This window comes from Pantoea sp. Seng (genome assembly GCF_009829935.1).
In the GTDB taxonomy this organism is placed as follows: Bacteria; Pseudomonadota; Gammaproteobacteria; order Enterobacterales; family Enterobacteriaceae; genus Pantoea; species Pantoea communis.
Genome location: NZ_SZZV01000037.1, coordinates 1 through 9,850, shown reverse-complemented (window position 1 = coordinate 9,850; position 9,850 = coordinate 1). Strand labels below are relative to the sequence as shown.

Here is a 9,850-nt window from a genome sequence, read left to right as displayed (position 1 = left end):
GTACTACGATTCCATGATCGGCAAGCTGATCACCTACGGTGACACCCGTGAAGTGGCCATCGCGCGCATGAAAAATGCGCTGGCGGAACTGATCATCGACGGCATCAAGACCAACGTCGAGCTGCAGATGAAAATCATGTCCGACGAACATTTCCAGCAGGGTGGCACCAACATCCACTATCTGGAGAAAAAACTCGGCCTGCACGAGAAGTAATCGCAGCGCAGAGCAAACAAAGGCCGGTTAATCCGGCCTTTTTCATTTTTGTTACCGTTGAGGTTGCATGATGGATTGGCGTTTTTTACAAGCGAACAAAGAGGCGCGCTGGGCATTTTATCTGACGCTGGCGTACCTCGCCGTCTGGGGCCTAAGTGCCTGGCTAGGCGGCAATGAGAGCGGCATCACCGGATTACCGCACTGGTTTGAGCTCTCCTGCATTTTCGCCCCGCTGCTATTTATCGTCCTTTGCTGGGTGATGGTTCGCCTGTTGTATCGCGACATGTCGCTTGAGGATCAAGATGGACAGTGAAATCATTCTGCCGCTATTAGCCTATCTGGCCTTGATCGCCGGTTTATCGGTGTTTGCGATGCGCAAACAGCGTCAGGGCAATTTCCTCACCGAATACTTCCTCGGCAGCCGTTCGATGGGTGGTTTTGTGCTGGCCATGACGATTACCTCCACCTACATCAGTGCCAGTTCGTTTATTGGCGGGCCGGGTGCTGCCTATAAATATGGTCTTGGCTGGGTATTGCTGGCGATGATTCAGGTGCCGGCGGTGTGGCTCTCGCTCGGTGTATTAGGAAAGAAATTCGCCATTCTCGCGCGCCGCTATAACGCTGTGACGCTGAATGACATGCTATATGGCCGCTACGGCAGCACACTGCTGATTTGGCTCTCCAGTATTAGCTTATTAGTGGCTTTTGTTGGCGCAATGACCGTACAGTTTATTGGTGGTGCACGCTTGCTGGAAACCGCTGCGGGTATTCCTTACGACACCGGCTTATTAATTTTTGGTGGCACCATCGCGCTGTATACCGCGTTTGGCGGCTTCCGTGCCAGCGTACTCAACGATGCAATGCAAGGCCTGGTAATGCTGGTCGGCACCTTCCTGCTGCTGTTTGCCATTATCCATCAGGCGGGTGGACTCGAAACGGCCGTGACGAAACTGCGCACCATCGATCCCCAACTCGTGTCGCCGGAAGGTGTTGGCAACGTCATTAATCCGACATTCCTGAGTTCTTTCGCCGTGCTGGTCTGCTTTGGCGTGATTGGTTTGCCGCATACTGCGGTGCGCTGTATCTCCTATAAAGACAGTAAAGCCATGCATCGCGGCATCATTCTGGGCACCATCGTCGTGGTGATTCTAATGCTCGGCATGCATCTGGCGGGGGCGTTAGGTCGTGCCATTCTGCCGGATCTCACTGTTCCGGATCGCGTGATCCCGACGCTGATGATCACCGTGTTGCCGCCAATGGCAGCCGGCGTGTTTCTCGCTGCACCGATGGCAGCAATCATGTCAACGATTAACGCGCAGCTGCTGCAATCCTCCGCTACGCTGATCAAGGATCTCTATTTGCGTATTGCGCCACAGCACAGCGAGAATGAATCGCGCCTGCGTATGCTATCCGGCACTATCACTTTCGTGCTGGGCATATTGCTGTTACTGGCGGCGTGGAATCCACCGGATATGATTATCTGGCTCAATCTGCTGGCCTTTGGCGGACTGGAAGCCGTGTTCCTCTGGCCGCTGGTATTGGGACTGTATTGGGAGCGCGCTAATTCGACAGGTGCTATCAGCGGCATGGTTGTCGGCGCGGCTTGCTATACCTTACTTGCCAGCCTGAAAATTGAACTATGGGGCTTTCACCCTATCGTTCCCTCATTGACCTTAAGCCTGCTGGCCTTCGTGGTGGGTAATTTGTTTGGCAGCACGCCTGAAGCGCGTCACGCCGCGGTGAAATAAAGAGAAACGCTATGCCTTGGATTCAAATCAAAATTAACAGTACCGGCGAAAATGCCGAGCCGCTGAGCGATGCGCTGATGGACGTGGGCGCCGTCTCGGTGACGTTTCAGGATACCCATGACAACCCGGTTTACGAACCGCTGCCGGGTGAAACACGCTTATGGGGCGATACGGATGTGATTGGTCTGTTCGACGCCGAAACCGAGATGGACGATGTGGTGGCCGAACTGCGTCAACATCCACTGCTGGGATCGCATTTCCATCACAAGATCGAGCAGATCGAGGATAAAGACTGGGAACGTGAATGGATGGATAACTTCCACCCGATGCCTTTTGGTGAACGTTTGTGGATCTGCCCGAGCTGGCGGGACGTGCCGGATCCGAATGCCGTCAACGTGATGCTGGATCCGGGCCTGGCGTTTGGTACCGGCACCCACCCGACCACTTCGCTCTGTCTCACCTGGCTTGATGGACTTGATCTGCAAGGCAAAACTGTGATCGATTTTGGCTGTGGATCCGGCATTCTCGCAATAGCCGCCCTTAAACTGGGCGCGTCGCAGGCTATCGGGATTGATATTGATCCGCAGGCTATTCAGGCCAGCCGTGACAATGCTGAGCGCAATGGCGTTTCTGATCGTCTGTCGCTCTATCTACCGCATCAACAGCCGGAAAACCTGCAAGCTGATGTGGTTGTCGCCAATATCCTCGCAGGCCCGCTACGTGAGCTGGCGCCGCTGATTAGCGTATTGCCAAAGGCGGGCGGACATCTGGGATTGTCGGGCGTATTAGCCAGCCAGGCTGAAGGGGTGTGCGAAGCCTATGTTGAGCGCTTCGTACTTGATCCGGTGGCTGAAAAAGAGGAGTGGTGCCGTATTACCGGCGTGCGCCGCTGAGTTTGATCACCGGCTGGCTTCGCTGGCCGGTTTGCTGTTTGGCCATCAGACAGTGAAAGCAACTCACCCTCTGCATATCAGCCGAAAATCTGCTACCTGAAAGCAATCAAATTAGTACATTTAATAATCACATCGCCGTCATTTCTCTGGCTAATTACCGGATGTGGCGGTTTTTATGTCGTGATTTTGGGCATGTTTTAAGAAAAACTTTTGCTCACAATTTCAGCATAATTTTTTAATGCACTGAATTATATAGATTATTAGTTGTAGCATTGCTGTTAAGGCCGAATTCCTCGCAGTTTAACGGTGAATTGTTCAAAGTTTGGCCTTTCATCTTCGTTAAAAAATGCGTAATATACGCCGCCTTGCGAACAGTTAGGGTCACTTCTTTTTCATGCGCATTGGACACCATCAGCTACGTAATCGACTCATCGCTGCACCTATGGCTGGCGTTACCGACAAGCCATTTCGCACCTTGTGTTACGAGAACGGCGCGGGTATGACTGTCTCCGAGATGCTGTCATCAAACCCAGAAGTTTGGGCCAGTGATAAATCCCGTTTGCGTATGGTGCATAGTGACGAGCCTGGAATCCGTGCCGTGCAAATTGCCGGTTGCGATCCTGATGAGATGGCTGCTGCCGCGCGCATTAATGTGGCGTCTGGCGCGCAGGTCATTGATATCAACATGGGCTGCCCGGCTAAGAAAGTGAATCGTAAGATGGCTGGCTCAGCACTGCTGCAGCATCCGTCACTGGTGGAGTCCATCCTCCGTGCGGTAGTGAATGCAGTTGATGTACCGGTTACGCTGAAGATTCGCACCGGCTGGGACAAAGAAAATCGTAATTGTGTAGAGATTGCCCAATTGGCTGAACGCTGTGGCATTCAGGCTCTCACCATTCATGGCCGCACGCGCGCCTGTTTGTTTGAGGGGCACGCTGAATACGACAGCATTCGGACAGTTAAGCAGAGCGTTTCCATTCCGATTATCGCGAATGGTGACATTACTGACCCGCACAAAGCCAGAGCGGTGCTCGACTATACCGGAGCCGATGCTCTTATGGTTGGACGCGCTGCTCAGGGAAGACCGTGGATCTTCCGGGAAATCCAGCATTATCTGGACACAGGGGAGCTGCTGGCACCGAAGCCGCTGGCTGAAGTGAAGCAAATGCTGATTGGACATATACGGGAACTGCACGACTTTTATGGTCAGCGCAAGGGATACCGTATTGCTCGTAAACACGTTTCCTGGTATTTGCAGGAAAGTGCTCCTGATGACCAGTTTCGGCGCACATTCAACGCCATAGAGGATGCCAGCGAACAGCTGGAGGCGTTGGAGGCATACTTCGAAAATCTTGCGTAAACGAAATAAAGAGCTGAAAGAACTATGTTCGAACAACGCGTAAATTCTGATGTACTGACCGTTTCTACCGTTAACTCACAGGATCAGGTGACGCAAAAGCCACTTCGTGATTCGGTAAAACAGGCACTGAAGAACTATTTTGCTCAACTGAATGGTCAGGATGTAAGTGATCTGTATGAGCTGGTATTGGCTGAAGTTGAGCAGCCTCTGTTGGACATGGTGATGCAGTACACCCGTGGCAACCAGACCCGTGCAGCTCTGATGATGGGTATCAACCGTGGTACCCTGCGTAAGAAGCTGAAAAAATACGGCATGAACTAATTGTTCTTTGCTGCGCTAACGCCAACCCTCGGGTTGGCGTTTTTGTTTGTGCCTCACTAATAGTTTCCCTGCGTTAGCAACGGATGAAACAATTGTCGCGGATATGGTAACGATAGTTGCAATTGCATCCGTGATATTTCGTCTCTCTTACCGCACGTCTTTTGCCCCTTTTTAGCGCCTGCTTTGTGCGTCATAACGCCCGCCATGCCGCTTTCCCAGTGATCCTGCACTGTTTCTACCGTAACCCTGCAAACGCATACATTTTATCCTGAGTGATGGCTCACACTGCTTCCACATAGTGAAACTATTTGCACTATTTGTGATCGCGTCGTCTCGTCATGCAGCCTTTTGGTGCGCGATAGTAGCCAAAATTTCTGGATGCGTCCTTTTATTAAAAGATCTTTCCAGTGAATTCAGGATTCTGCAAACCTGGCATTACCTTTGCAGAGTCGTGGATGGCTCACCGCCATTGACAGAAAAAAGCGCACATAAAAGTGCGTGCAAACATAACAACACACGATCTCGCCACACAGGATGCTTTATGAAAAAGATGATGCTTTCCACCCTGGTCGCTGCAGCCTCGCTGTTCGCCGTTACTCAACAAGCGCACGCAGGCACCACGCTGGATGCCATTAAAAAGAAAGGTTTCGTACAGTGCGGTATCAGCGATGGCCTGCCAGGCTTCTCCTACGCTGATGCCAGCGGCAAATTTACCGGAATCGACGTGGATGTTTGCCGCGCTGCTGCGGCTGCGGTATTTGGTGATGCAAGCAAGGTGAAATACACCCCGCTGACGGCTAAAGAGCGTTTCACTGCGCTCCAGTCTGGTGAAGTGGATATCTTGTCTCGTAATACCACCTGGACCTCTTCGCGCGATGGTGGCATGGGCTTCTTGTTCGCTGGTGTGAACTACTATGACGGCATCGGCTTCCTGACCCATAAGAAAGCGGGTCTGAAAAGCGCCAAAGAGTTGGATGGTGCCACCGTATGTATTCAGGCCGGTACCGATACCGAGCTGAACGTGGCTGACTACTTCAAAGCCAACAAAATGCAGTACACGCCAGTGACCTTCGACCGTTCTGATGAGTCAGCGAAAGCACTCGACAGTGGCCGCTGCGATACCCTCTCTTCCGACCAGTCTCAGCTGTATGCACTGCGTGTGAAACTCGGCAAACCAGATGATTTCATCGTGCTGCCAGAAGTGATCTCTAAAGAGCCGCTGGGTCCTGTGGTACGTCGTGGTGATGACGACTGGTTCACCATCGTTAAATGGTCTCTTTACGCCATGCTGAACGCAGAAGAGATGGGCGTGAGCTCTAAGAATGTTGATCAGATGGCGGCCAAACCCACTACCCCGGATATGGCTCACCTGTTGGGTGCAGAAGGTGACTTCGGTAAAGACCTGAAACTTGATAATAAATGGGCTTACAACATCATCAAACAAGTCGGTAACTATCAGGAAGTGTTCGATCGCAACGTGGGTAAAGACAGTGCACTGAAAATCGCGCGTGGCCAGAATGCACTCTGGAACCAGGGCGGCATCCAGTACGCTCCACCAGTACGCTAAGTCTGTTCTGCCAGTCGGGCACCGCACCCTGCGGTGCCCAAGCGTTTTCTTCACTGAGGTTTCAACATGTCACAACGCCCAACCGTAAAGAGGGATTTTTCGTTTGGTAATCCTACGGTTCGCGCCTGGCTTTACCAGATCATCGCGATTGTGGCCGTGCTTGCTGTGGTGGGATATCTGGTCCACAACACAGTAATCAACCTGGCCAACCGCGGCATCACTTCCGGTTTCGGATTTCTTGAGCGCAATGCCGGTTTCGGCATCGTCCAACACCTGATCGATTACACCGAAGGCGATACTTACGCGCGCGTGTTTATGGTGGGGTTGACCAATACCCTGCTGGTTTCCGCACTCTGCATTGTATTTGCCTCCATCCTGGGCTTCGCCGTGGGGCTCGCGCGTCTGTCTGAAAACTGGCTGCTGCGTAAACTCTCGACCATCTACATCGAGACGTTTCGTAATATCCCACCGCTGCTGCAGATCTTCTTCTGGTACTTTGCGGTGTTGCGCAACCTGCCAGGGCCACGTCAGGCACTCAATGCGTTTGATCTGGCGTTTGTCAGTAACCGCGGTTTGTATATTCCGTGGCCAGAGTATGCACCTGGCACCTGGCCATTCCTGATTGCGCTGGCACTGGCCATCCTCGGCAGCGTTGCGCTTTTCCGCTTCAACCGTAAGCATCAATTAAAGACCGGCCAGTTACGCCGCACGTGGCCAGCCGCTGCAGGTTTGATTGTGCTGTTACCCCTGATTGCACACACATTGTTTGGTGCCGCAACGCATTGGGATGTACCAGAACTGCGCGGATTCAACTTCCGCGGCGGCTTTGTGATGATCCCGGAGCTGGCGGCGTTAACGGTGGCGCTTTCTGTGTATACCTCATCGTTCATTGCGGAAGTGATTCGCTCCGGGATTCAGTCGGTGCCGCACGGTCAGAATGAAGCAGCCCGTTCGCTGGGTCTGCCAAATCCGGTCACGATGCGTCAAGTCATCATCCCGCAGGCAATGCGCGTGATCATTCCACCGTTAACCAGTCAGTATCTCAATATCGTGAAGAACTCATCACTGGCGGCGGCCATTGGCTATCCCGATATGGTGTCGTTGTTTGCCGGTACCGTGCTGAACCAAACTGGCCAGGCGATTGAAACTATTGCGATTACCATGGCGGTCTATCTGATCATCAGCCTGCTCATTTCACTGCTGATGAACCTCTACAACCGCAAAATTGCGCTAGTTGAGCGATAAGAGAACGGGATCATTATGTCTGTTACCACACACGAAACACCGCCCGTACCCAGCAATCCGCTAGGAAAAGCCTGGCTTTGGGCGCGCAAAAATCTGTTCTCCAGCTGGCTCAATACCCTGCTCACGCTGTTCAGTTTCTGGATCATCTGGAGTGTGATTCCTCCGGCGCTGGATTGGCTGATCTTCCAGGCTAACTGGATTGGTGAAACGCGCGCGGATTGCACCAAAGCCGGTGCATGTTGGGTATTTATCCACGCACGTTTTGGCCAATTCATGTATGGGCTTTATCCACATGAATTGCGCTGGCGCATTAATCTGGCGTTGGTGATTGGTCTACTGTCGATCGTTCCCATGTTCATTAAGTCTATGCCACGCCGTGGTCGCTACATTGCCTGCTGGGCGGTGATCTATCCGATCATTGTTTGGCTGCTGATGTATGGCGGGTATCTGGGGCTGGATCGCGTGGAAACCCGCCAGTGGGGCGGTCTGACGCTGACGCTGATTATTGCCTCAATTGGCATCGCTGGTGCGCTGCCGTTGGGGATTCTGCTGGCGCTGGCTCGTCGTTCAAAAATGCCCGTGGTTCGCACCCTGTCAGTGATTTTCATTGAGTTCTGGCGTGGTGTGCCACTGATTACCGTGCTCTTTATGTCATCGGTAATGCTGCCGCTGTTTATGGCAGAGGGCACGACTATCGACAAGCTGGTACGTGCGCTGGTCGGCGTGATTCTGTTCCAGTCCGCTTATGTTGCAGAAGTGGTGCGTGGCGGCTTGCAAGCACTGCCAAAAGGGCAGACTGAAGCGGCGGAATCACTGGCACTCGGCTACTGGAAAACGCAGATGCTAGTTATTCTGCCACAGGCACTTAAGCTGACCATCCCTGGTTTAGTGAATACCATCATCGCACTGTTTAAAGATACCAGCCTGGTGATCATCATCGGCCTCTTCGATCTCTTCAGTAGCGTGCAGCAAGCCACCGTTGACCCCACCTGGTTGGGCATGTCGACCGAAGGCTATGTGTTTGCTGCCATGGTCTACTGGATTTTTTGTTTTAGCATGTCGCGCTATAGCCAGCATCTGGAGAAGCGCTTCCACACCGGGCGTAAATCGCACTGAGGTTTTACATGACACAAATTATGACTAATGCGGCTGACGCCATGATGATTACGCTCGAAAACGTGAATAAATGGTATGGTCAGTTCCATGTTCTTAAAGATATTAACTTGCTGGTGAAACCCCGCGAACGCATTGTTCTTTGTGGGCCTTCGGGGTCAGGGAAATCGACGACTATTCGTTGCATCAATCATTTAGAAGAGCATCAACAAGGCCGTATCGTAGTAGATGGCATCCATCTTAACGATGATGTGCGCAATATTGAGCGTGTTCGTACCGAAGTCGGCATGGTATTCCAACATTTTAATTTGTTCCCGCATCTTACCGTGTTGCAAAACTGCACCCTGGCGCCGATTTGGGTGCGTAAGATGCCGAAGAAAGAAGCGGAAGAGTTAGCGATGCATTATCTGCAACGCGTGCGTATCGCGGAACATGCCCATAAGTTTCCAGGACAGTTGTCAGGAGGGCAGCAACAACGTGTGGCGATCGCGCGTTCACTGTGTATGAAACCGAAAATCATGCTGTTCGATGAACCGACTTCAGCGCTCGATCCAGAAATGGTAAAAGAGGTTCTCGATACAATGATTGGTCTGGCAGAAGATGGTATGACGATGTTATGCGTGACGCACGAGATGGGCTTTGCGCGTACTGTGGCGGACCGGGTGATCTTTATGGATCGCGGAGAGATTGTTGAGGAAGCGCCGCCGCAGGAGTTCTTTGCGAATCCTAAATCAGAACGTACACGCGCCTTCCTTTCTCAGGTCATCCATTAATATCAAATGAGTGACTTAAGCCTCTGCGCAATCTGGCAGAGGTTTTTTTATGACCTTGATATTATCTCGCATTAACTCATTCGACGTTTTTGACGAATCTTGAGCCTGGTTGCGAGTTTTAAACATACAAAAAAGCCCTGAACTTTCGTTCAGGGCTTCTGTGTTTGATGCCTGGCAGTTCCCTACTCTCGCATGGGGAGACCCCACACTACCATCGGCGCTACGGCGTTTCACTTCTGAGTTCGGCATGGGGTCAGGTGGGACCACCGCGCTAAAGCCGCCAGGCAAATTCTGTTATTTACCGAACTCACGCTTTAAAACTGGTGCTGATACCCAGAGTCGAACTGGGGACCTCACCCTTACCAAGGGTGCGCTCTACCAACTGAGCCATATCAGCACACTTTAATTTGATGCCTGGCAGTTCCCTACTCTCGCATGGGGAGGCCCCACACTACCATCGGCGCTACGGCGTTTCACTTCTGAGTTCGGCATGGGGTCAGGTGGGACCACCGCGCTACAGCCGCCAGGCAAATTCTTGTGCTCTGTCCTGTGTCTTTTGTGCTGATGCTGCGTTGCTCTCCCTCGCGTAACTCAGTCACATACCTCAGTATGCTCC

Annotated in this window: 9 protein-coding genes, 1 tRNA gene, 2 rRNA genes and 1 pseudogene; 10 read left to right on the top strand and 3 right to left on the bottom strand. The window is 52.3% G+C overall.

Going from position 1 to position 9,850, the window contains the following annotated elements; all coding sequences use genetic code 11:
* From FD737_RS23405 to FD737_RS23360, 10 genes and pseudogenes are all read left to right on the top strand, one after another.
* Positions 1–214: pseudogene (locus FD737_RS23405) on the top strand (acetyl-CoA carboxylase biotin carboxylase subunit); the annotation flags it as partial.
* A gap of 70 nt (positions 215–284) precedes the next feature.
* Positions 285–527 carry a YhdT family protein gene (locus tag FD737_RS23400; RefSeq protein ID WP_034830168.1) on the top strand — a complete coding sequence of 81 codons (243 nt, stop codon included), beginning with the start codon at positions 285–287 and terminating at the stop codon, positions 525–527.
* Entirely contained in the window at positions 517–1,962 is a 1,446-nt protein-coding gene (gene panF / locus FD737_RS23395) for a sodium/pantothenate symporter (protein ID WP_160834683.1), read from the top strand. Before FD737_RS23400 ends, panF begins: the two co-directional genes overlap by 11 nt.
* Before the next feature lie 11 nt (positions 1,963–1,973).
* Positions 1,974–2,855, top strand: coding sequence for a 50S ribosomal protein L11 methyltransferase (gene prmA / locus FD737_RS23390; protein ID WP_160834682.1), 882 nt, complete (start codon positions 1,974–1,976; stop codon positions 2,853–2,855).
* Between the two features lie 394 nt (positions 2,856–3,249).
* The gene (dusB, locus tag FD737_RS23385) at positions 3,250–4,215 is read left to right on the top strand and encodes a tRNA dihydrouridine synthase DusB (RefSeq protein WP_038644355.1); all 966 of its coding nucleotides are present in this window, start codon (positions 3,250–3,252) and stop codon (positions 4,213–4,215) included.
* A 24-nt stretch (positions 4,216–4,239) separates the two neighbouring features.
* Positions 4,240–4,536 (top strand): DNA-binding transcriptional regulator Fis, encoded by a 297-nt coding sequence (fis, locus tag FD737_RS23380; protein WP_003855228.1) that lies wholly within the window; start codon positions 4,240–4,242, stop codon positions 4,534–4,536.
* A 541-nt stretch (positions 4,537–5,077) separates the two neighbouring features.
* The gene (locus FD737_RS23375; protein ID WP_034830184.1) at positions 5,078–6,103 is read left to right on the top strand and encodes an amino acid ABC transporter substrate-binding protein; all 1,026 of its coding nucleotides are present in this window, start codon (positions 5,078–5,080) and stop codon (positions 6,101–6,103) included.
* 66 nt (positions 6,104–6,169) lie between these two features.
* Positions 6,170–7,348, top strand: coding sequence for an amino acid ABC transporter permease (locus tag FD737_RS23370; RefSeq protein WP_034830186.1), 1,179 nt, complete (start codon positions 6,170–6,172; stop codon positions 7,346–7,348).
* Between the two features lie 15 nt (positions 7,349–7,363).
* Positions 7,364–8,464: an amino acid ABC transporter permease gene (locus FD737_RS23365; RefSeq protein ID WP_160834681.1), complete on the top strand. Its 1,101-nt coding sequence runs from the start codon at positions 7,364–7,366 to the stop codon at positions 8,462–8,464.
* Positions 8,465–8,472: 8 nt separating this feature from the next.
* Complete coding sequence (locus FD737_RS23360; RefSeq protein WP_034830190.1) at positions 8,473–9,234, top strand: amino acid ABC transporter ATP-binding protein; 762 nt, start codon at positions 8,473–8,475, stop codon at positions 9,232–9,234.
* Between the two features lie 169 nt (positions 9,235–9,403).
* Here the strand turns inward: FD737_RS23360 and rrf (FD737_RS23355) are convergent.
* The 3 genes from rrf (FD737_RS23355) to rrf (FD737_RS23345) form a co-directional block, all read right to left on the bottom strand.
* Positions 9,404–9,519 (bottom strand): 5S ribosomal RNA (gene rrf / locus FD737_RS23355).
* A 36-nt stretch (positions 9,520–9,555) separates the two neighbouring features.
* Positions 9,556–9,631: transfer RNA gene (locus FD737_RS23350), tRNA-Thr, on the bottom strand.
* A gap of 15 nt (positions 9,632–9,646) precedes the next feature.
* Positions 9,647–9,762: ribosomal RNA gene (gene rrf / locus FD737_RS23345) — 5S ribosomal RNA — on the bottom strand.
* Positions 9,763–9,850: the final 88 nt, after the last annotated feature.